This is a genomic window from Bacteroides sp. D55t1_190419_B8, assembly GCF_015558905.1.
Taxonomy (GTDB): Bacteria; Bacteroidota; Bacteroidia; order Bacteroidales; family Bacteroidaceae; genus Bacteroides; species Bacteroides vicugnae.
On the sequence record NZ_JADMOU010000029.1, the window covers coordinates 31,865 to 54,227 of the forward strand.

The 22,363-nt window shown below is 38.3% G+C and carries 22 protein-coding genes, 1 tRNA gene and 1 pseudogene; 19 read left to right on the forward strand and 5 right to left on the reverse strand.

Features of this window, described 5'->3' with window-relative positions; genetic code table 11:
* The first annotated feature begins 11 nt into the window (after positions 1-11).
* Both I2I13_RS19705 and I2I13_RS19710 read left to right on the forward strand, forming a co-directional pair.
* The gene (locus I2I13_RS19705) at positions 12-815 is read left to right on the forward strand and encodes an MBL fold metallo-hydrolase (protein ID WP_148366649.1); all 804 of its coding nucleotides are present in this window, start codon (positions 12-14) and stop codon (positions 813-815) included.
* Positions 816-904: 89 nt separating this feature from the next.
* A tRNA-Lys gene (locus tag I2I13_RS19710) sits at positions 905-977 on the forward strand.
* Positions 978-1,151: 174 nt separating this feature from the next.
* Here the strand turns inward: I2I13_RS19710 and uxaC are convergent.
* A complete protein-coding gene (uxaC, locus tag I2I13_RS19715; RefSeq protein WP_148366650.1) occupies positions 1,152-2,558 on the reverse strand; it encodes a glucuronate isomerase in 1,407 nt (468 codons plus the stop codon).
* 198 nt (positions 2,559-2,756) lie between these two features.
* Here uxaC and I2I13_RS19720 point away from each other — a divergent pair, with 198 nt between their 5' ends.
* From I2I13_RS19720 to I2I13_RS19775, 12 genes and pseudogenes are all read left to right on the forward strand, one after another.
* A complete protein-coding gene (locus I2I13_RS19720; protein WP_195650291.1) occupies positions 2,757-3,824 on the forward strand; it encodes a substrate-binding domain-containing protein in 1,068 nt (355 codons plus the stop codon).
* A gap of 26 nt (positions 3,825-3,850) precedes the next feature.
* Positions 3,851-5,290, forward strand: coding sequence for a tagaturonate reductase (locus tag I2I13_RS19725; RefSeq protein ID WP_122137190.1), 1,440 nt, complete (start codon positions 3,851-3,853; stop codon positions 5,288-5,290).
* A 453-nt stretch (positions 5,291-5,743) separates the two neighbouring features.
* Positions 5,744-6,229, forward strand: a complete 486-nt coding sequence (locus I2I13_RS19730; RefSeq protein ID WP_004316197.1) for an HU family DNA-binding protein — start codon at positions 5,744-5,746, stop codon at positions 6,227-6,229.
* 649 nt (positions 6,230-6,878) lie between these two features.
* Positions 6,879-7,292: a hypothetical protein gene (locus I2I13_RS19735; RefSeq protein WP_195650292.1), complete on the forward strand. Its 414-nt coding sequence runs from the start codon at positions 6,879-6,881 to the stop codon at positions 7,290-7,292.
* Positions 7,244-8,281 (forward strand): hypothetical protein, encoded by a 1,038-nt coding sequence (locus I2I13_RS19740; RefSeq protein ID WP_195650293.1) that lies wholly within the window; start codon positions 7,244-7,246, stop codon positions 8,279-8,281. Before I2I13_RS19735 ends, I2I13_RS19740 begins: the two co-directional genes overlap by 49 nt.
* 47 nt (positions 8,282-8,328) lie before the next feature.
* Positions 8,329-8,532 (forward strand): TM2 domain-containing protein, encoded by a 204-nt coding sequence (locus I2I13_RS19745; RefSeq protein ID WP_229128675.1) that lies wholly within the window; start codon positions 8,329-8,331, stop codon positions 8,530-8,532.
* A gap of 29 nt (positions 8,533-8,561) precedes the next feature.
* The gene (locus I2I13_RS19750; RefSeq protein ID WP_195650294.1) at positions 8,562-10,781 is read left to right on the forward strand and encodes a hypothetical protein; all 2,220 of its coding nucleotides are present in this window, start codon (positions 8,562-8,564) and stop codon (positions 10,779-10,781) included.
* Positions 10,778-11,149, forward strand: a complete 372-nt coding sequence (locus I2I13_RS19755) for a hypothetical protein (RefSeq protein WP_229128676.1) — start codon at positions 10,778-10,780, stop codon at positions 11,147-11,149. Before I2I13_RS19750 ends, I2I13_RS19755 begins: the two co-directional genes overlap by 4 nt.
* 267 nt (positions 11,150-11,416) lie before the next feature.
* Entirely contained in the window at positions 11,417-12,586 is a 1,170-nt protein-coding gene (locus tag I2I13_RS19760; protein ID WP_195650295.1) for a hypothetical protein, read from the forward strand.
* A 14-nt stretch (positions 12,587-12,600) separates the two neighbouring features.
* A complete protein-coding gene (locus tag I2I13_RS19765; RefSeq protein ID WP_148366656.1) occupies positions 12,601-12,882 on the forward strand; it encodes an SHOCT domain-containing protein in 282 nt (93 codons plus the stop codon).
* Positions 12,883-13,054: 172 nt separating this feature from the next.
* A pseudogene (locus I2I13_RS19770) lies at positions 13,055-13,294 on the forward strand (DUF3990 domain-containing protein); the annotation flags it as partial.
* Complete coding sequence (locus I2I13_RS19775; protein ID WP_195650296.1) at positions 13,269-13,520, forward strand: hypothetical protein; 252 nt, start codon at positions 13,269-13,271, stop codon at positions 13,518-13,520. The pseudogene I2I13_RS19770 and the gene I2I13_RS19775, both read left to right, overlap by 26 nt.
* 2 nt (positions 13,521-13,522) lie before the next feature.
* Here I2I13_RS19775 and I2I13_RS19780 read toward each other — a convergent pair whose 3' ends face one another.
* Both I2I13_RS19780 and I2I13_RS19785 read right to left on the reverse strand, forming a co-directional pair.
* A complete protein-coding gene (locus I2I13_RS19780; RefSeq protein WP_117937916.1) occupies positions 13,523-14,050 on the reverse strand; it encodes an FHA domain-containing protein in 528 nt (175 codons plus the stop codon).
* Between the two features lie 18 nt (positions 14,051-14,068).
* Entirely contained in the window at positions 14,069-15,163 is a 1,095-nt protein-coding gene (locus tag I2I13_RS19785) for an SPOR domain-containing protein (protein ID WP_195650297.1), read from the reverse strand.
* A 90-nt stretch (positions 15,164-15,253) separates the two neighbouring features.
* Here I2I13_RS19785 and rfbC point away from each other — a divergent pair, with 90 nt between their 5' ends.
* The 3 genes from rfbC to I2I13_RS19800 are packed head-to-tail and all read left to right on the forward strand — an operon-like array spanning position 15,254 to position 17,975.
* Positions 15,254-15,802 carry a dTDP-4-dehydrorhamnose 3,5-epimerase gene (gene rfbC / locus I2I13_RS19790; protein ID WP_004303149.1) on the forward strand — a complete coding sequence of 183 codons (549 nt, stop codon included), beginning with the start codon at positions 15,254-15,256 and terminating at the stop codon, positions 15,800-15,802.
* 26 nt (positions 15,803-15,828) lie between these two features.
* Positions 15,829-17,142 (forward strand): UDP-glucose/GDP-mannose dehydrogenase family protein, encoded by a 1,314-nt coding sequence (locus tag I2I13_RS19795; RefSeq protein WP_148366658.1) that lies wholly within the window; start codon positions 15,829-15,831, stop codon positions 17,140-17,142.
* Positions 17,143-17,177: 35 nt separating this feature from the next.
* Positions 17,178-17,975 (forward strand): DUF4738 domain-containing protein, encoded by a 798-nt coding sequence (locus I2I13_RS19800; RefSeq protein WP_148366659.1) that lies wholly within the window; start codon positions 17,178-17,180, stop codon positions 17,973-17,975.
* A 51-nt stretch (positions 17,976-18,026) separates the two neighbouring features.
* Here the strand turns inward: I2I13_RS19800 and I2I13_RS19805 are convergent, their stop codons facing one another.
* On the reverse strand, positions 18,027-19,295 hold the full coding sequence (locus tag I2I13_RS19805) for a DEAD/DEAH box helicase (RefSeq protein ID WP_195650298.1): 1,269 nt from the start codon (positions 19,293-19,295) through the stop codon (positions 18,027-18,029).
* A gap of 46 nt (positions 19,296-19,341) precedes the next feature.
* The gene (gene serB, locus I2I13_RS19810) at positions 19,342-20,571 is read right to left on the reverse strand and encodes a phosphoserine phosphatase SerB (RefSeq protein ID WP_004311666.1); all 1,230 of its coding nucleotides are present in this window, start codon (positions 20,569-20,571) and stop codon (positions 19,342-19,344) included.
* Positions 20,572-20,837: 266 nt separating this feature from the next.
* On the opposite strand from serB, the gene I2I13_RS19815 reads away from it, so the two are divergent.
* Positions 20,838-21,341 (forward strand): thioredoxin-like domain-containing protein, encoded by a 504-nt coding sequence (locus I2I13_RS19815; protein ID WP_148366661.1) that lies wholly within the window; start codon positions 20,838-20,840, stop codon positions 21,339-21,341.
* 418 nt (positions 21,342-21,759) lie between these two features.
* The gene (locus I2I13_RS19820; protein ID WP_195650299.1) at positions 21,760-22,362 is read left to right on the forward strand and encodes a sugar O-acetyltransferase; all 603 of its coding nucleotides are present in this window, start codon (positions 21,760-21,762) and stop codon (positions 22,360-22,362) included.
* Position 22,363: the final 1 nt, after the last annotated feature.

Consider the following 22,363-nt stretch of genomic DNA (forward strand, 5'->3'; position numbering starts at 1 on the left):
GAGGATAAAACATGAAAGTAAAATTTATAAGCCTGGCGAGTGGCAGTAGTGGGAACTGTTATTATCTGGGCACTGAAACCTATGGGATACTGATAGATGCCGGAATCGGCATACGTACTATCAAAAAATCACTGAAAGATTATAATATCTTGATGGATAGTATTCGTGCGGTATTTATAACGCACGATCATGCCGACCATATTAAAGCAGTGGGTAATCTGGGAGAAAAAATGAATATTCCTGTTTATACAACTGCACGTATTCATGCTGGAATCAATCGTAGCTATTGTATGACGGAGAAACTTAGCTCGTCAGTTCGGTATCTGGAAAAGCAAGAGCCTATGACGCTGGAAGATTTTCACATCGAATCTTTTGAAGTGCCACACGATGGAACGGACAATGTGGGATATTGCATTGAAATTGACGGCAAAGTCTTTTCTTTCTTAACCGACCTTGGAGAAATTACTCCTACAGCTGCTTATTATATCAGTAAAGCCCATTATCTGATACTTGAAGCTAACTATGATGAGGAAATGCTCAAAATGGGCCCTTATCCTCAATATCTGAAGGAACGGATTGCAAGTAAAACCGGACACATGAGTAACTCTGATACTGCAGAGTTTCTGGCGGAAAATATCACTGAACATTTGCGATATATCTGGTTATGCCATTTAAGTAAAGACAATAATCACCCGGAGTTGGCTTATAAAACGGTGGAGTGGAAATTAAAGAACAAAGGTGTTATTGTAGGCAAAGATGTGCAACTGCTTGCTTTAAAGCGAAATACGCCTTCCGAGCTTTATGTGTTCGAATAAAGACGAAAAAAAGATAGTAAAAAAGCTGCATGATTGTTTGGTCAAATAAAATAAAAGACCTACTTTTGCAACCGCAAACGAGGAATTAAGCACTCTTAGCTCAGTTGGTAGAGCAACTGACTCTTAATCAGTGGGTCCAGGGTTCGAATCCCTGAGGGTGTACAAAGATTATTAAAAGGAGAACTTAAAAAGTTCTCCTTTTTTGTTTTGTTGAGAGTCTTTTGTTGTTACAGTTCAGTTGTGGGAATAAAAAATGGGACAGTCCGAAAAAATACCGCTACTCAAAGCTATATTCGGCTTTGGGCAGCGGTATTTTTATAGTGTAACTACTGTCTGTTAGAACTTGAAGAAGTTCTTGGCATTGTTGTAGCTGATATCTTCAATCATTTGGTTTACACGATCCATTTCAGATGCCGGAATTTCTCCGTTTTCTACGTCGCGTCCTACCAGGTTACACAATGTACGGCGGAAATATTCATGACGCGGGTAGGATAGGAAGGAACGAGAGTCTGTCAACATACCTACGAAGCGGCTCAAAAGACCGAGTACTGACAAAGCATTCATTTGTTTTTCCATACCATCTTTTTGGTCAAGGAACCACCATCCGGAACCAAATTGGATTTTTCCCGGGATAGAACCATCCTGGAAGTTACCCAGCATTGTTGCAATCACTTCGTTAGCGCATGGGTTCAAGTTGTAGAGGATTGTTTTAGTCAATTTGCCATTAGTGTTCAGGCGATCAAGGAATTTAGCCATTGCTTTGGCAGTTGTGAATTCACCGATAGAATCGAAACCTGTATCAGCACCCAGTAATTTAAACATCTTCGTGTTATTGTTACGAATAGCGCCGTAATGGAATTGTTGAGTCCATCCTTTTTCCCAGTCCATTTCACCGAAGATCACAAGCATTGCCGATTTGAATTTCAGAATTTCTTCCTTGGTCAATTCTGCACCACCATATACCTTATTAAAGATGGCTTTGATTTCAGCATCTGTGTAATCTTCTGCGTAGAATTCTTCAATACCATGGTCAGACAGACGGCAGCCTTGTTCTGCGAAGAAGTCATGACGTTTGCGCAAAGCAGCGATCATGTCATCAAAGTTAGAGATGGTAACACCGCTTACCTCTGCCAGTTTTTCTACATAACTGCGGAAATCTGCAGGAACTTCTACAGCCATAGCCTTATCAGGACGCCATGTTGGTAACATCTTGATTTCAAATCCGCTTTCGCGTGTTTTGATATGATATTCCAATGAATCGATAGGATCATCCGTTGTGCAAACAGTTTCTACATGATAACGACGCATCATTCCACGAGCTGAATATTCGGGTTGAGCCAGTTTCTCGTTACATTCATCGTAAATTTCACGTGCGGTTTGTGGATTCAATATTTTATTGATACCAAATGCAGTTTTCAGTTCGAGATGAGTCCAGTGGTACAATGGATTGCGGAAAGTGTAAGGTACTGTTTCCGCCCATTTTTCAAATTTTTCCCAGTCTGTGGTATCTTTTCCCGTACAGAAACGTTCGTCTACACCGTTTGTACGCATTGCACGCCATTTGTAGTGGTCACCGCCCAGCCAGATTTCAGTCAGTGATTTAAACTTGTAGTCGTCAGCTACCATTTGAGGGATAAGGTGACAGTGATAGTCGATGATCGGCATTTTAGCCGCATGCTCGTGATACAACTTTTGCGCAGTTTCTGTTTGCAGCAAGAAGTTTTCGTCCATGAAGTTCTTCATTATTACTGTGTTTTAAGTATATAAAATTATTACTTTCTGTATTTATACCTATATAGTATTGATTTTAAAGCTAATAGGCGTAAATCTCGTTTTAGTTTTATTAACCGTTATCGAACACAAAAATAGAAAATTTACTTGGAGTAACAAAATAATTCGTATATTTGCAGCGATTATTTATAATATTTAAGTTTTAGCACTATGGAGGACCAGAACTATACCATTAAAGACATTGCCCGTATGGCCGGTGTTTCCGCCGGAACGGTTGACAGGGTGTTGCACAATCGCGGTGACGTGTCTCCCAAAAGCAAAGCCAAAGTACAAAAGGTGTTGGATGAGATTCATTATCAGCCCAATGTGTTTGCTATCGGTTTGGCTGCTAAAAAGAAATATTCTTTCCTCTGTTTGATACCTTATTATATAGAGCATGATTATTGGCATTCGGTAGTAGGGGGGATTGAGCGTGCCCGGCAAGAGTTGCGTCCTTTTAATGTGAGTATAGATTATCTGTGCTATCACCATGGGGATGAGAAGAGTTATCAGGAAGCCTGCCTTTCCATAAAAGAAAAGAATGTGGATGCGGTATTGATTTCTCCGAATTTTCGGGAAGAGACACTGGCGCTGACAGCCTATTTACAGGAAAATAAGATTGCTTATGCTTTTGTCGATTTCAATATGGAAGAAGCGAAAGCATTGACATATATCGGGCAGGATTCATATAAGAGCGGATATATCGCAGCGAAAATATTGATGCGCAATTATTCGGCAGGAGAAGGCCAGGAGTTGGTTTTGTTTTTAAGTAACAATAAAGATAATCCGGCTGAAATACAGATGCAACGTCGCTTGAACGGTTTTATGAGTTACATTGCCGAAGAATATAATAACTTGGTAATCCACGAGGTAGTACTCAATAAATCCGATCAGGAAAGTAACCAACAGACATTAGATGAGTTTTTTGAGGCACATCCAAAGGCTTTACTGGGAGTTGTATTTAATTCCAGAGTGTATCAGTTGGGAGAGTATCTTCGTCATGCGGGACGTAGCATGAAAGGACTGATAGGATATGACCTTCTGAAAGCAAACGTAGATTTATTAAAATCCGGTGATGTGCATTATTTAATCGGGCAACGTCCGGGTTTGCAAGGATATTGCGGGGTGAAGGCTTTGTGCGACCATGTCGTGTTTAAGAAGTCTGTTGAACCTGTAAAATATATGCCTATTGATATCCTGATAAAGGAAAACATTGATTTTTATTTTGAATTTGTATAATATCAACTTTATAAATTACAACTAACATGAAAGCATTAAACAAAGAAACTGCTCCTAAAACACAACGTCCGGAGCGTATTATCCAATTTGGCGAAGGTAACTTTTTGCGTGCATTTGTAGATTGGATTATTTATAACATGAACCAGAAAGCTGATTTCAACAGCAGTGTAGTAGTGGTTCAACCGATTGATAAAGGGATGGTCGATATGCTGAATGCACAAGATGATCTTTATCATGTAAACCTTCAAGGATTGGATAAAGGAGAGGCGGTTAACAGTTTGACAATGATTGATGTAATCAGCCGCGCTTTAAACCCATATACTCAAAATGACGAGTTTATGAAGTTAGCAGAGCAACCTGAAATGCGTTTTGTTATTTCAAACACTACAGAGGCTGGCATTGCTTTTGATCCGGCTTGTAAACTTGAAGATGCTCCTGCTTCATCTTATCCGGGTAAGCTGACTCAATTACTGTATCATCGTTTTAAAACATTCAATGGTGATAAGACAAAAGGTTTGATTATTTTCCCTTGCGAGCTTATTTTCCTGAATGGTCATAAGTTGAAAGAAACAATTTATCAATATATTGAATTGTGGAACCTGGGTAATGAGTTTAAAACTTGGTTTGAAGAAGCTTGTGGTGTATATGCAACATTGGTAGACCGTATTGTTCCGGGATTCCCACGCAAGGATATTGCTGCTATCAAAGAAAAACTGCAATATGATGATAATCTGGTTGTTCAGGCTGAAATTTTCCATTTGTGGGTGATTGAAGCTCCGCAGGAAGTTGCCAAAGAGTTCCCGGCTGACAAGGCAGGCTTGAATGTATTGTTTGTACCGTCAGAAGCTCCTTATCACGAACGTAAGGTTACTTTGTTGAATGGCCCGCATACAGTTCTTTCTCCGGTTGCTTATCTCTCGGGAGTGAATATTGTGCGTGATGCTTGCCAGCACGAAGTGATTGGTAAATATATCCACAAGGTAATGTTTGACGAACTGATGGAAACTTTGAACTTGCCGAAGGATGAGTTGGAGAAATTTGCAAATGATGTATTGGAACGCTTCAACAATCCGTTCGTGGATCATGCAGTAACCAGTATCATGCTGAATTCTTTCCCTAAATACGAAACTCGTGATTTGCCGGGATTGAAGACTTATCTGGAACGTAAAGGTGAACTTCCTAAAGGACTGGTGCTTGGATTAGCTGCTATCATTACTTATTATAAAGGTGGTGTACGTGCTGATGGTGCTGAAATTGTTCCGAATGATGCTCCTGAAATCATGAACCTGCTGAAAGAACTTTGGGCAACAGGTTGCACAAAGAAAGTTGCCGAAGGTGTTCTGGCTGCAGATTTTATCTGGGGAGAAGATTTGAATAAGATTCCGGGATTGACAGAAGCCGTAAAAGCTGATTTGGATTCTATCCAGGAAAAAGGAATGCTTGAGACCGTTAAAGGTATTCTGTAAGATATAAGATATAACCTAAGGTTGATAAAAGTAGAGGGCATTTTGGTAGAGTATACAACTATCAAAATGCCCTTAACTGTTAGATAATTAAGAGACGGTAAGTTATTAATTGTTAAAGATCAAATTTGCATTCTTCGTATTTTTTATTTCCATAACCTTCTTTTTCTTCGTTTTCACGGTTTGAAAAGATTCAAATCCTTAATGACCAATTTTGTCTCTTTTTATATGAATTATTATTCTACTTTTTTGTTTTATAAATGCTTGGTTTATAAGGAGAAAACGAATTTGACATGATGAATATTGCATAAAAAAGTCATCTGTAAAATACAATGAATCAAGACCTTTTTTACCATGGTAATCTTGCTTGTAAATCTCGTAATGTGTTCATACCTTTGTTGCGAAGTCAATAGTGTGGCTTCCTAATATTGTTTAACTTTTTAATCTTAGGCGTATATGGCTATCAGATATAAAAAGAAAAAAATCACCTTATGTTTCGATAAGGAAAATAAGGTAGAAAAGTATGTTGCAGCAAACGTTCTAGTTGGGAGCATCAACTATAACAAGTTATGTGATGAAGTAAATCAGCGGACAGGCGTTCATCGGGCTATGGTGGATGTGGTACTGAAAGGAGTGCAAGATACTATGGTGTCATTTTTAGAAGAAGGATTCTCTGTAAAGTTGGGAGAGTTCGGTTCATTTCGTCCAGCTATTAATGCCGAGAGCCAAGATAAAGCTGAAGACGTGAGTGTTAATACCATTATTAGGAGGAAGATAGTCTTTACTCCGGGAGGTGCATTCAAGGAAATGCTTGGATCAGCTAGTATAGAACTGTTTGGAGATAATGTAACCAATCCTAACGGGGATAACGGTGGAGAACCTAGCGAAGGAGGTGGCTCTTCTGGAGGAGATTCAGGAGAAGCTCCGGATCCGGCAGCTTAATTCTTACTAAAAAATAACTTTAGATAGGGAAGGTTCTTTCAGGAGCTTTCCCTATTTTTTTGATATTTCGGGTAGAAATGCTCTAATTCGCCGTTGGGCAATGGTGAATTTGTGGTTGCCTAACGACATTTTTGCCGTTGCCCAACGATAAATTAATGAAAAGCCGATAATGATAATAATGTTTTTGAACATTCTTTTCATGAGAAAAAATAAAAGTACTGACATATTTCTATTATTACATTTTTTTGTATATATTTGCTGCGTTTCCTACGCCGATGCCTCATGTCGTGAGGTTAGGGTGGTGTGGGAAATATGTTTATATAAAGAAAGACGTTTACTTGACGTTTTGTCTTTGGCTCTTTAAAACTTCGCAACTTTTAACCACAGTCAAAAACAAAGCAGCTGTAGATGTCTACGGGATATGTTTATGCCCTAGGTGTAACTTTGATATAAAAATACACTTAGTTTGTTATACATATCGGCGTGGGCTTCTGCGTTGCTCGTTCAGACTGTGGTGGGCAATGCGAAGGCCTTAAAGAGCGGGACGAGTGACAGGTACAGATTCCCGCGCTTTTTTTATGTAGAAGTTACTTTTCTAATTAATGAACCATCCGGTTCCGGGGAGTCTACTGGGGAAAATAAAAAAGCGATGAGACAAATTTGTCCGAAATGTAATAATTGGGTAGCAGGTATCCCCCATACCTCTATGCAAGATAGATTAGGAAAAGCTGCAATAAGGAAAGGAGGCGCACAAGTAGTAGGTGGAGCAGTTGGGCTTGTGTTTGGACCGTTGGGGTCATTTGCAGGTAGTATTGTTGGTGGTGTGATAGCTGATAATTATTCAGGGAAAATCATTCAAACGAAAGAATATGATTTTATCTGTCCTGGATGTGGGTATCAATGGGCGGCAGAAGATGACAAAGTGACCGATCAGTTGTTAGATGGAAACGTAGAAATCACAAGATGTAAATGCTGTCATTCGATAAATGCAAAAGGTGCAAAAGTCTGTGCGTCATGTGGAATACCTATTATAGAAGATGGCATATATCATTGTCGGATATAATTGGGGCACTAAATGAGAAATCGAATGCAGTATCAAAACAAACTCAAAGTCTTGTTATATGCCAATTGTTGGTGATTGGATTTATGCAAGAAAATACTTCGGACAGCCTTGAAGCCAGTTATGTAAAGCAATTCTTTTCTTCAGTTACAAAAGTGTTATCTGCATATGATAGGACGGATTTTGAGACATGTAAACAAACACTAAATCGAATGTTGCAGACCATAGTGACAGCTAAGTACGCTAAAATGCTGTATCAGAAAAAGAAAGAAAGGATTCCATCTGATATAAATGAAAGTTTACAACTGTTGAAAGAAACTGTTGCATTTGTTTTTCAAGTCATAGAGAAAGAAACCGGCGAAAAAATCAATTGGATTGATAAGGATTTGAAATCGGTATATAGTACAATACAGGCAGGAAATGAATTATTGTTTGGCTCTAATCCATTTCATCGTTCAGACGAGTATAATCCATCTTCTCAAAAAGCTATTATCTTGATGGAAAAATTTCTATTATCATTAAGACAACCAATGAAAGAATGTGGATTATCCTTGGAACAATATAGAGAACGATATTTTAGAATGCTATATCAGACGCAGGAGCGAAGCTTGCCTATGGCTCCTAAGCAGAAGATACCTAATAAACAGCGTGATATTGGTTTGCTCTGTTTTGCTACACTTGCTTCTCCTCTTTGGTTTTATTGTGTTTTGTGGGTATTACATATGCTAGCTTATGTAATTCATTATATGACTTTTACGCTTTTTGATCCTCAGGTAGTGACAGGTGTTTGGGTTGATTCTTTTTCTAATTATTGGTTTGTTTTATCTTTTTTGTTAGCGGGAATAGGTGGTATCATCTTGCATACAAAATGGAATAAAATGAAAAAGAAGAATGTGGAAATTCAGCAGAAATATGATCAAGAACTTATATCAATAAACGGTTATAATGATGAGTTAAAGAAAAGAATTCAAGAAGAAATGGATAGTTTCTAATTGTAATAGATCAATACATAAAATAGTAACATGTAAAATTAATAATTATGAAAAGTAGACTTTTAGCAGCTGTGTTGGCAATCTTTTTAGGTGGATTAGGCATTCACAAATTTTATATGGGAAAAGTGGGATGGGGCATTGCTTATCTGCTTTTTTGTTGGACGGGTGTTTCTGCCATTGTGGCTTTAGTGGAAGGAATTATCTATTTATTCTCTGATGATACTACATTTAACAGTAAGTATTGCAAATAGAGAACATCTACATTAAAATTATAACAACCATGATGAAAAAAAAGATTATTGTTACATTGCTGATATTGGGTAGTATAGTGGCTGGATGTGGTAAAAAAGCTAATCCGGAATTGCAAATAGAAAACTACCAACCAGTAGAGGAATTTCAGGCAGCTTATGAAGCTTTAAAAGAGCGGAAAGCGGATATAAATAAAGAATATGATATCGAAGAAACGGTTCGGATTTTGAATGGGTTGGAAATGGCACAAGCAAAATCGGATGATTTCTATAGTTTTTTGGAATATATGGCAAAGCAGGATTATAGTATGGTCGCTTCAGATGTAATTGATGCCAAAATAAAAATTCTTCCTCTTTTACAACAAATGTTTAAGTTGCAAAAGCAGTATAAGGAGTTTTCAACTATATGGATGTTGGTTCGTAGTGCAGCGGCAGGTGCGAAGACATTAGCAAAAGAGTCAAGTACCACAGGAGCAGGCATGGCTGCAATGAAAGCAATGGCGGGGGAGGGGCCTTTAGCTATTGTCGATATGTCTGAAAATCTGAGTATTGATGCAGCTAAGAATGCGGCATTCGATCACTATGAGGAAGAGATGGATTTAAAATCGAAGTTGGAAGATGAAATAGAAGAATTGAAAATGGCTTATATAGACTATCTGTCAGGTTTTGTACCTGTTTATACAAAATACATGAAAGAATGGGACAGGCTTTGTATTAATAAAGATAAGGCGTATTTTGATGTTTATTCAGGTAGAATGGTGGATGCTTATAACTCAACTTCTAAAATTTTGCAGCAATATCCTCGGAACCGAGAAGCTTTACTTTTGAAATCCTTGTCGCTGATTAATATCGGTTCGGGAGAAATGAATACTATGCCTGATAGCCCTGAAGTACTTTCTATCGTTAAGGAAATGCAATTACCAGATTCCATGAAGTGTGAATGGAACGACTTTTTTGTAGAGGCTGATATAACTTTGGATAATTATATCGAGTTGTACCCTGAGCGTTCGGCTCCTGCTTTAGTACTGAAAGGGTTATTAAATTATCGGATTGGAAAAGAACAGCAAGCTTTGTCCTATTTAGATCAGGCTGCTATGGAATATCCTCGTCAAGCAGAGAGGTTGACTGATCTTTTGGATTCATATAGGAGTCGTACTTATTTGAATAAAACACCGGAGGGGCAGTATTTGCTTCGACTCTACCGTTCTACAATGGAAGGATATGGTATGTTTAGCCCTAATTTTTTAAAATCCAAATATTATGTACAAAAAGGAATGATGGAGGAAAGCAAAAATGAAATCTTTAATCATTTCTTTCGTAGGGGAAACCAAGGCATTTACGATTGTTTGCTGTCGGATATGCAATTTTGTGAAGATTATTTATACAGCAGTTTTAAGCAGCTGTTAATGGAACATTCTTTCATCGATGTAGCCATTACTCCTACTACTGATTGGAAATTCTCAGATAAAGATGACGAAATTAGGGTCTCGATTAATAATCGTTCGGATATTGACCTGGAAAATGTTCGCATTTTTCTCTGTATTCATTATACGGATATGTATAAGAATGAGTATGATGTAGTGAAAGTACCTACAACTAAAAATATAATCAAACATCATGAAATATCTGATTTAGGAACGATGAAATTAGCATATGCTGATAAGAAATATCAGGATATTACCCGTGTCCGTGCTATTGCAATGACTGATGATAAAATATGTTGGATTGATAAAGCGGATTATAAGGAAAGCCATGCTTCTACTTTGCTGAATACTAGTCAATATGGAAAAGAAATTTTGTTGGATAAAATAAAGAAACATTTCTTGACGGATTACTCTTTGGATGCTGATGCATTACAGAAACTTCTTGAGATGGAGATAAGTGTTAATGGTGGAGCTCCTATACAAAAAATGGAAAACAGTACTTGGCTTTCATGGGGAAAAGTTAAAGAAATATCTTCTACGGTTACAGAATTATGGAGTAAGCCGGATAAGAAGCTGAAACTGGAAATCCCAAGAGTCTTGACTTTAATTGATCCTGTATTTTCTATTTATCAGTTACAAGATAAAGATAAAGTAATGTTACCTCAAGAAAATTTCTTAGCAGGTTCCAGCATTAGGCTAAAATTCGACTACGAACTTAAAGATGGGGACTTGTTGCCATTATATATTTATAGTGATTTTGTCAATTTTAGAGTGGATATAGAATATAAAGAAGGAGAAAGTAAAGTTAAGAATGTTGTTTTGATATGATGACGAAATTAGTATTTGTAATTTTTATTTTCCTCTTGACTAGCTGTTGGGGAGAAACTTCTACGGTGGTAACCGCAAGCAACGATAGTTACCCAAGCCATGAAATAAAAGAAAGCAATGTAGAAAATAGAATATACTTTTGCGAGTATTGTGGAAAGAAATTTCATTCGATTAAAGATTTGGCTACAAATTTGTGTAAACGACATCCTGATGGAGCTTATAACGGAAGGCATAAACTTTATGAAGGTCGTACTAAAAAGTTTTATGAGTGCGTATATTGCGGGAAAGATGCAAAGAGTATTGCTGATCTGACTGCCAATAAGTGTAAATATTCTCCTATTGGAGGAAGTCATAGGCCAAGATTATGAAAAAAGTATTGATTTGGCTTTTCTATTTATTGTTTGCTATCATAACGATTTGGCTTTTCTATTGTTTGATAGTAAATAGTTATTTTGTGGCTTCGATGAAGAATCTAATTATTGAAAACTAGTAGGGCAATCAAATATTAGAGACATAATTTGATATTTTTCAAACTATGGGGTGGAGTATAGCGACTGTGTGGGTGTAGGAACTTTCTATGTTTGAAGAACTGTAGAAAGAGAGATATTTGTTAAATAGAAAAGAGATAGAAAAACATGAAAAAAATAAATTTTATATTTTTAATATTATTGTTATTCCAAGGATGTGGAAGGAATGTCCAAAAAGACTTGGAAAATATAATTGCAGATTATCAACAACAGGGTAAAAGGATTGTAATGACTTCCAAAGAAAAACATTTTGTTATTTATCAAAATGAGAATGCTCTTTGGATAAATAATTTGGATGAACCCGAACGAATTCTATTGTCGTCAGATTCTATTATGACAAAAATCACATTTACAATGGGGTTCAGTAAAAATGGAATGCCTAGTATTGAGCAAAGCTATGATCAGATAAAATTAGAAAAATATGTATTCCAAGATCACATGACTTCTAATTTTAGATTATTGGATGATAATACTATAGCTTTCACACATCAATATAGTGAGCCAAATCCTTGGGATCCTGATGGTGAAGATGAAATTGTTTGGAAAGATGAATATGTATATTATCTGTCTAAACCTGATACTGTATTCTTTTCCAGAATATCACCTAAAATTGATATACTACAGAATACTCGACAGGATAAAGTGGGATTATACGTTAATTACCTAGCACAGGCAATTGATGGAAGTTTTTCATATGGTTCTGTTGATGGTGGAATTTTCGAGTGGAATTTTGATATAAATGAATATGGGCAAATAGTTCAAACAAATGAAATAGAATATCATAATGAGGAGACTGATGTATCTATGAATTTCTATTTGTCAGATTTCTCTTCAAAGATACAAGCGCAAAATGTATTAACAAAGATTGAGAAGGCTTTGGATATTAGCTTTAGAAAGAAAATAGAGGAAGAAAGGAAGGAACAAATAAATAGTCTTATTGAAGAAAGTTTAACACTTGAGGAGTTGAGTGAAATATTCGCTAATCCTATAAAAGCTAAGAAAGAGTATATTGGAAAGACTATTACAATTAGCTGTAAGTTAGAAGCCATCAAAGAGGCAAATGGCTTTTTTGATAAAAATGGATATAAATATAAGATTTGCTGCTTTGCTCTTGAAGCATTTGGAGAATGGATCGATGGGTACGATTTGGTTGGATATACAAATGATGAAAATTTCGTAGATCTATCATATCCCAAAAAAGTTGTTGTAAAGGCAATACTTACATCTGGTACTCGTAGGAAATTTGAATTTAAAGATTGTGAATTATTGGCTTGGTAAAATATTGAACTATTATGATTAAAATTTTTAGATTACTATTAGGTGCATTTCTAGGTGGGATCTTTGCATTAGGTATTGGATTGATGTTCCATTTATCTTTTTTAGTTTGGTTTCTTTTTATACCTGGTATGATTTTAGGCGTTTTTGTTGCTAATAGTATAGGTAACGATGGTAAGGCGAAGGGTACTTCAGCTAATATAGCAGATGAGTTGTTTAAGTTAAAGTCGTTGCAAGACAAAGGAGTTATAACACAAGATGAATTTGAAGAACAAAAAACTAGATTGTTGAAAAGGTAATTCCGCTAATTTAATTGTTTGTTTAAGGGTAGTATTTGAAATTTATACTACCTTTAAACAATGTAGAGCAATAAAAAGTAAGATTACATTCAGCAGCATATAACGTTGATTACTAGCCTTATTTTTTTTGCACAACTCTTTCAGAACAATTAAAATATATTTTTCCGGTAGTCAACTTATTATTGCTAGTCGTCGTGGACTGAATCCAGTGGCAAATTATGATTATATAGAGGGAGGTGTCGCGAATGACCGGGTAATTGATACGGTAAATTTATATATGTCTGGTTTGATGAGTGCTGATGTGGCATTACAGCGTCTTGCTCAACACCAACCAAATAATCAGATTTGTTTGTTAAACCAAAATATTACGAAAAAATACCTTACTAATGATGGAACAGAACTGGCAGAATGACCCTGTAAAGTCTCCTGAAATTCAAGAGATAATATTAAGTAATCGTATCGGTATCATTGCTGCCGAACTTTCAAAACGCTTGGAAATTGCTCCAGTCAGAGCATTGCAATTGTTTTATGAAAGCAAGACTTGCGCTGACTTGCATGACAAGGAAACAGGGCTTTATCTCTATGGTAATCTCTATATCGCTGATGAATTCATGCGAGAGTATCAAAATAAGTTATAAGTTCATTCAGCCGTATGCAAAATAAATGTAGTAGCTCCAATTGTCACAATAGCGCCATCTTCAATGCGTACACGGTCTTTATCTCCCAGAATTTCATTCATAAGGAAAGTACCTGTGAGACTAGGAGCATCTCGTAATGTGTAGACTAGCTTTCCTTGCTTATTACGCTTTATATTAATGATGCAATGGCGTCGATCCATGCTCATATCACCGCTTTCAATGGGAGTATTAATGTTTGTTCCTACGCAACGGCGGCCTATGACATTGTCACCTTCCTGCAAGGGAAGTAACTGTTTAAAACCAAATACATTTTCGATTACAGTGATATATCCGAACTCTTCTTTATGAGATTCAGCTTCTTCTTCCAGGTTTTCTTCCTTTCTAAGAGCCTTAACTTTACTTTTTCCTAACCGGATACTGAATTGCTTGCCACAATGTTCGCATTCAAATACCAGCGATTGGCCTTCACTATACTTGGTTTCATCAAAATAAAGATAATTCTCACATTTGGGACAAAGAACTCGTTTCATGCTTTTTAAAAGGGATTTTTATTTAGCCAGTAACCAGGCATTCTTATAAGTTTCGTTTTTTCTTAGCTCAAGTAATTGCTTGGTCGCTTCATCACGGTTGTTGAATGAACTGATACTGACACGTACTTTGCCATCAGTGTTCAGAGCTTTTGCATCTGTAAATCCTTTTGATTTTAATTGGTTCGCAATAACTTCTGCATCTTTCAGGCTGATTCCTCCTGCCACTATGATATGAAAAGGATGATTTACACTTTCTTGAGATTTCACTGCAGGAGCAGGAGCCGCTGTTTCCTGTTTTACCACTTTCACTTCTCTTACTGCGATCGGTTTGGAAGTCTTGGCTTTATCCGTTGTATGCTTTTTAGCAGAAGAAGTTTTGGTTGAAGCGGAAGAAGCGGAAGAAGCAGAAAGCTTCTTTGCTTGTTGCGCAGCATCGTTCTTAACATAAACAGGAGTTACTGCAACCGATTGCTTTTCTATTTGCTCAAAAAGCTCGCTGGGCAATAACTGTGCATAATTGTTCTTTTGAACGTCGGTATTCTCTACCGGAGTTGAAAAGGCAAAGAACAGTACGATGGCAGCAATCATTGCTGCAGCATTGCGGAGATACGCGCGGTTGATACTAATTTCAAAAGTCTTCTTTTCCTTTTCCTGATAAGTCGGTACCAATACTTTTTCTTTCTGCTGCAGAGCCGAAAGTTCATGTATTTCAAAAGAGTCGAGACCATATAATGAAGGAGTTGTTATCTTATAATCATAAGGAACGAACTCGTAGATACCATAAATATTATAATGAATCTCGCCTATATTATCCAGATGGGCTTTCCCTTCTTCATGAAGGAGACCGATAAATTCGTTTACTTCTTTTTCTACTATACGGCTGGCGTCAGCAAAACTTGTGTCGTATACTGACATATAAGATTGCACCAATACACCGTCATTTAGTTTTAATTGAGGATTAAAACCGATTGTACGGGTAGGAGGTAAAAATCTATTTTCTCCCTTTGCGCGGGTTGCAGGCGAATAATGTGCTACAAAACCACCAAATCCCGGAACAATGACGCAGTCGTTTTCCAGTAGTAAAGTCTCTATATGTTGTGCCAATTCAATCATGTCTGCAAAATTAAGAGATAAATTGAATATATCCCAGAAAACTTCGAAAAATTCACTACTTTTGCATCGTTTTATTTATCACTATCAATAATGAACTATATACAGACAGAAATAGACGGAGTATGGCTGATTGAGCCTAGAGTTTTCTCCGATGAACGGGGCTATTTTATGGAAGCCTATAAGAAAGAAGAGTTTGAAGCCAATATTGGTCCCGTAAACTTTATACAGGACAACGAGTCGAAATCGTCTTTTGGTGTATTGCGCGGATTGCACTATCAAAAAGGAGAACATAGTCAGGCGAAATTGGTTCGTGTTCTTAAAGGAGAAGTGCTGGACGTTGCCGTTGATTTGCGTAAATCATCGCCTACGTTTGGAAAGCATGTTTGTGTATTGCTTAGTGAAGAAAACAAGAGACAATTTTTTATTCCCCGCGGTTTTGCTCATGGATTTGCAGTTTTGAGTGAAGAAGCTGTTTTTACATATAAGGTAGATAACAAGTATGCTCCGCAGGCAGAAGCCTCTATTTTATATAATGACGAAACATTGGGGATTGACTGGCCGTTGGCAGAGTCGCAAATGTTACTATCTGCGAAAGACAGAGAGGGAACTGCTTTCAAAGACGCCGTTTATTTTGAATGAATTTCTAAACAAACAATAGATTAAGTATGAAAATTGCAATCGTGGGAACAGGGTATGTGGGGCTGGTGTCAGGCACATGTTTTGCCGAAATTGGCGTGAATGTAACGTGCGTAGACACGAACAAAGAGAAAATTGAATCTTTGCAAAAGGGGAACATCCCAATTTATGAAAATGGATTGGAAGAGATGGTACTCCGTAATATGAAGGCAAAGCGATTGAAGTTTACTACCTCATTGGAAAGTTGTTTGGATGAAGTGGAAGTTATATTCAGTGCAGTTGGGACTCCTCCGGATGAAGATGGCAGCGCTGATTTGAAATACGTATTGGAGGTGGCCCGTACCATTGGTCGCAACATGAAACAGTATAAATTGGTAGTTACCAAAAGTACCGTTCCGGTAGGCACTGCCAGTAAGGTTCGTGCGGTTATTCAGGAAGAACTGGATAAGAGAGGCGTGAAGGTTGATTTTGATGTGGCTTCTAATCCGGAATTCCTTAAAGAAGGAAATGCTATCAGTGACTTTATGAGCCCGGACCGCGTGGTAGTGGGAGTGGAGTCGGCACGTGCGGAGAAATTGATGTCCAAACTATATAAACCATTCTTATTGAATAATTTCCGTGTGATTTTCATGGATATTCCGTCTGCGGAAATGACTAAATATGCGGCAAATTCGATGCTGGCAACCCGTATAAGCTTTATGAATGATATTGCAAACTTGTGCGAGATTGTTGGTGCGGATGTGAATATGGTGCGTAGCGGAATAGGTTCGGATACCCGTATCGGACGTAAGTTTCTGTATCCGGGCATCGGATATGGTGGTTCTTGTTTCCCAAAAGATGTGAAGGCATTGATTAAAACGGCAGAACAGAATGGTTATACCATGCGGGTACTTACAGCTGTGGAAGAAGTGAATGAGAACCAAAAAAGCGTCTTGTTCGAAAAGCTAGTGAAGCAGTTTAATGGTGATTTGCAAGGTAAGACAGTTGCTTTGTGGGGATTGGCATTTAAACCGGAAACGGATGATATGCGTGAGGCTCCGGCATTAGTCCTGATTGATAGATTGCTCAAAGCTGGTTGTAAAGTACGTGCATACGATCCGGCTGCCACGCAAGAATGTAAGCGTAGGATTGGCGACACCATCTATTATGCTTGCGATATGTACGATGCCGTACTGGATGCTGATGTGTTGATGCTGGTTACCGAATGGAAAGAATTCCGTCTGCCTTCATGGGCCGTTATCAAGAAAACGATGTCCCGGCAGATTGTGTTGGACGGGCGTAATATATATGATAAAAAAGAGATGGAAGAACTCGGATTTATTTATCACTGTATTGGTAAATAAAAAAATAAGAGTATCTTTATACAAAACTAAAATAGATGATGAAAAATGTGGCTGTATCGTTAATGGCAATCTTTTTCGCGGCATGTAGCGGCAATAAGAATCCCCATTCTCTTCAACAAGAGAAGGAGGATCTTAGTGCAAAAGGGCTACTGCAGGGAATTTGGCTGGACGATGAAACGGAGAGCCCGTTGATGCGTGTAGAAGGAGATACGATCTACTATGCAGATGTGCAAAGTACTCCCATTGCATTTAAAATAATACGGGATACTCTTTATACTTATGGAAATGATACTACTTATTACAAGATTGATAAGCAGGCAGAACATATATTCTGGTTTCATTCCATAACGGATGATGTGATTAAGCTACATAAATCCGAAGATGCCAATGATTCAATCTATTTTGTCCGTCAGGAATTAGTAATTCCGGCATATACGGAAGTAACCAAACGTGATAGTGTGGTGACTTATAATGGCACTCGCTATCGTGCATACGTATATATTAATCCTTCTAAAATGAGAGTCATCAAGACGACTTATTCCGAAGACGGGATTAGCATGGATAATGTATACTATGATAATGTGATGCACATTTGTGTGTATGAAGGTAAAAAGAGCCTGTTTGCCAGCGATGTTACCAAACAGATGTTTGACAAAGTACTTCCTGTCGATTTTCTGGAGCAATCCATCCTGTCAGATACAAAGTTTGTGAAAGTAGACCGGAACGGTTTTCATTATCAGGCTGTCTTGGCCATTCCGGAAACTTCCATATATAGCATTGTAAATATGGAAGTAAGTTTTAAAGGAGATTTGACTATCATTTCATCCAAATAAAAAAAGCACCATACATTCAGATCGTATAGTGCCGGATTAAAAAGCCTTGCTTTAATTTTGTCTGGGGGGAGACGGACGGTTATTTCTCTTTCCTCCGTTATTATTATTCCTTTTTCCCCGGAAATCTTTTCTTTTGTAGTTGCCCCCCTTGCCCTTGCTAAAAGAACGTGGCTTGTATTCCGGAGCTTCTCCCAATTCTTCAGGAATAGGAATTTTATAAATCTCTTTTTCCAGAAAGTTCTCAATACTTTTGAAGTTGCTTTGCTCTTTCTCGCTGATAAACGTAAGTGCTACGCCATCGTTATTGGCACGTGCCGTACGTCCGATGCGGTGTACATAATCCTCGCTATCGTGAGGCACGTCGAAGTTGATAACCAGTCGAATATCATCAATGTCGATACCACGTGCAACGATATCCGTAGCTACCAATATATTGATTCGTCCGGCTTTAAACTCGTGCATAACAGTTTCCCGTTGAGCCTGTTCCAGATCCGAATGCATTTCCCCTACATTCAGTTTCATGGACTTCAAGGCCTTAGCCACTTCTTTGACTTTGATTTTGGAAGAAGCAAAGACGATCACACGCTCCGGAACTTCATCCATAAAAAGACTGCGTATAATTCCCAACTTTTGATTCTCGTAACAAACATATGCCGCCTGAATAATCTTTTCTGCAGGTTTAGAAACTGCAAGCTTTATCTCTGACGGATTATTTAAGATTGTGTTTGCCAATTGCTGAATCTTTGCAGGCATTGTTGCAGAAAACATGATTGTCTGTCGTTCCTTCGGCAGATATTTCGCAATTTGCATGATATCTTCATAAAATCCCATGTCGAGCATCCGGTCTGCTTCATCCAGAATAAAATAAGAAACCTTGGAAAGATCTACATATCCAAGGCTTAAATGGGCGATCAGACGTCCGGGAGTAGCAATAACAACATCAGCTCCTAAAGTGAGTCCTTTTTTCTGTTGTTCGAACAATACTCCATCATTTCCACCGTATACGGCAACACTCGATACCGGCATGAAATAAGAAAACCCTTCCATTTGCTGGTCAATCTGTTGGGCCAATTCCCGGGTAGGAGACATGATGACACAATTAATCGCATCTTCCAGATGTTTACCTTCAGATAATTTATTCAATACAGGCAGTAGAAATGCGGCCGTTTTGCCTGTTCCTGTCTGTGCTACTGCGATCAAATCTTTACCCTCAAGTATGATTGGAATTGCCTGCTCCTGTATAGGCGTACATTCGTCAAATCGCATGGCATCAAGCGCCTCAAGCACATTTGCATTTAATTGTAGTTCGGAAAACTTCATTCTTTTATTTAATTTGTCAGCAAAGATAATCTATTTTTTTGTCTAATTACATATTCAAGTAAGAATCTTTGAATCCGAGGAAATAGAGCACCCCATCCAGTCCGATGGTGTTGATCGATTGCTTGGCATTTGCCACCACTTTAGGCTTTGCGTGGAAGGCAATTCCCAGTCCGGCAACCCCTAGCATAGGGAGGTCGTTAGCTCCGTCTCCTACGGCGATGGTCTGTGCAATATCCACCTTTTCCACTTGTGCAATGAGGCGGAGCAATTCAGCTTTCCGTTTTCCGTCTACTACATCTCCCAGGTAACGTCCGGTCAGTTTGCCATCAATAATTTCCAGTTCGTTGGCATAGACGTAATCTATACCGTATTTTTTTTGCAGGTATTGACCGAAATAAGTGAATCCTCCCGAAAGGATGGCGATTTTGTAACCGTACTTCTTCAATACATACATCAGCCGCTCTACACCCTCTGTGATAGGCAAGCTCTCGGCTATTTCCTGCATTACCGATTCGTCTAGCCCTTTCAATAGTGCTACACGGCGGGTAAAGCTCTCTGTAAAGTCTATTTCTCCACGCATGGCGCTTTCTGTGATGGCCTTTACTTCGTCGCCTACACCGGCACGGATAGCCAGTTCGTCAATCACCTCTGTTTCGATTAATGTAGAGTCCATATCAAAACAGATTAGACGGCGCATACGACGGTACATATTATCCTGTTGGAAAGAAAAGTCCATTTCCAATTCGCTGGCCAACTTCATCAGCTTCTCCTGCATCGCAATGCGATCTTTCGGAGTACCTCTCACTGAAAACTCAATGCAAGCCCTGGTACGTGTATCTGCCTGACATTCATCCAACGGGATACGACCTGTCAGACGTTTAATAGCGTCGATATTCATGCCCTGCTCGGCTAAGATGCTTGTAGCGGCAGAAATCTGTCGGGCGGAAAGCTTGCGTCCCAGAACCGTCAGGATATAACGGTTTTTCCCTTGCATACCTACCCAGTTTTCATATTGCTCGGTGGTGATAGGTTCAAACCGGATGGTCACTCCCAGAGAAGAAGCCTTGAACAACAGTTCCTTCATAATGAATCCGGAATGTCTTTCTTCACTCTTGAACAGGATACCCAGCGATAATGTATTATGAATATCTGCCTGGCCGATATCGAGAATCGTGGCATCATATTTGGCAAGGATTTCGGTCACGGAAGCAGTCAGTCCCGGGCGATCTTCGCCGGTAACTCGAATCAGAATCAATTCAGTATTTGATGGTTGCATAAAAAATAGACTTTAACTCTGCAAAAGTAGAGAAAAAAGTTCGTTTTTATGCTAAATAACATAAAAAGTTATACCCCAAAAGTGAGATTTTTGCTTATTTGCTTGGAAGTTAATTTAATATTTACTTACCTTTGCACCCGGTTTCAAAAATAAAGGCTCTGATAATCAGCGGATTCCTCTTCGCCTGATGCCTGAAAAGACAACGTTTCGGGAAGAAACCACTGTTTAAGGACAGGCCCGGATAGTATTAACTAAAACCTAATTACATGAAGCATGTAAAATGGATTTTTGTTGTATTACTGATTTGTTCCTTGACCGCTTTCGTTGAGAAAGACAAACCTACCGGAGGTTTGAGTGAGGGTGACGTAGCCCCTGATTTTAAAATCGAATCTACGTCAGACGGGCAACCCGCCTTTAAATTGGGAAATTTGAAAGGTAAATATGTGTTGCTAAGTTTTTGGGCAAGTTATGACGCGCAGTCCCGGATGCAAAATGTAAGTTTGAGCAATGCGCTTCGTTCTTCTCATAATGTGGAAATGGTTTCTATTTCATTTGACGAATATCAGTCAATATTTAAGGAAACCGTTCGTAAGGATCAAATAGTTACGCCCACTTGTTTCGTGGAAACAGAAGGCGAGGATTCCGGCTTATTTAAGAAGTACCGTTTAAACCGGGGATTCACTAACTATTTATTGGATGGAAATGGTGTAATTATAGCCAAAAACATCTCTGCTGCAGATCTTTCTGCTTATGTAAAAGAAGTCGGTTAACGATTTTAAGAATGTAAGGAGAAAGAGGGATTTTCCAAATCACCGTCAGGTGAAAATAATGGAGAATAGACAAAAGAGGAAATGGATACAACAAAAAAGTTCCGCCTGCACTTGCATTAGCAAGAATAGGCGGAACTTCTCTTTTATACTTTTCGTTTATCCGGTGCATCCAAAACACTAAGATCTTGTATCTTAAAATACTATTTCTTAAATGAAAAAGCCGTGGGTAAGGAATCAGAAAACTTACAGAAATTATCTGCCAAACAAAATATTTCAATAACTTTGCATTCTGTAAATATAGTGATAAAGGTTTGGTATGTGTTTATAATTAGACACTATAAATATGCTACTTTTATTGTTATTCTCCAAATAATCAAATAATTATAATTCGTCGAACTGACGTTATATACGAAAAGGTATGAAATCTAATGACTCCACTCTCTCTGCATGGGAAAAGATGCAACTTGACATGATTTACGATGACTTCGATGAAGATTTGTTTAAACGCCGTGTAGAGGCAAAAAACATCTTCAAGAAGTTCAATCAAACAACTGATGAACAACCCGAAGAGCGTAAGCAGCTGTTGAAAGAGCTATTTGGTAGTATTGGAGAAAATGTGTATATTGAGCCAAACTTTATTTGTGAGTTTGGTAAGAACATTTACATCGGCAATGACGTTTACATCAACTTCGGTGCTGTGTTACTTGATTGCTCACGTATCACCATCGGCAACCATGTTCTCATAGGTCCTAATGTAGGTATGTACAGTGCCAACCACAGTCTTGATCCCGAGGAGCGTGCTCTGGGAGCACTCATAGGCGGTCGCATCACCATTGGTGACAAGGTGTGGATAGCCGGCAATGTAAAAATCATGGCAGGTGTAACTATAGGCGAAGGAGCCGTCATCGGTTGTGGAAGCATCGTCACGCATGATATTCCTCCCCGTACCCTTGCTGCAGGCAATCCTTGTCGTATCATCAAGCAAATAACCGAAGCGGACAAGGTTGGATTCGTGAAATAAC